Source organism: Rossellomorea aquimaris (assembly GCF_001877785.1).
Taxonomy (GTDB): Bacteria; Bacillota; Bacilli; order Bacillales; family Bacillaceae_B; genus Rossellomorea; species Rossellomorea aquimaris_A.
The window spans coordinates 1-393 of sequence record NZ_MINN01000039.1; the positions used below are offsets into that span (position 1 = coordinate 1).

1 pseudogene is annotated in these 393 nt (G+C 42.7%); it reads left to right on the forward strand.

The features are described 5' to 3' along the window. Positions 1-88: 88 nt before the first annotated feature. Positions 89-393, forward strand: a pseudogene (locus BHE18_RS01535) (MgtC/SapB family protein); the annotation flags it as partial.

Genomic DNA, 393 nt, shown 5'->3' on the forward strand with positions numbered 1-393 from the left:
TGTGTAGTATTGTGTGCGTATTGGGCTGATTGGGTCGTTGGTATGGTTTCTTTTTGTTTCAAGCTGAAGTATGTGTTTTTTTTTTTTGCTTGCTACGGGAGCCGGTTTTTATAAAGAAGCGTTTGCCAGTCTTCTGTTCATCCTGATCAGCGTGGAATTTCTCCCATGGGTGGTCAGAAAAATCGGCCCCGACCGCCTGCAGGAAAAAGACATCCGCATCAGAATGTCACTTTCTGATAAAGACAAAATGACAGAGATTTTAAAAGAAATGAAAAGAAGAGATATCAAAGCACACTCCGTTCGGATCGACGACCTGGGCGAAAAGGATTTTCCAATTATGGAAGTGAAGGTCCGCGTCCATAAAAACAGATACACGACCGATGTCTACTATGA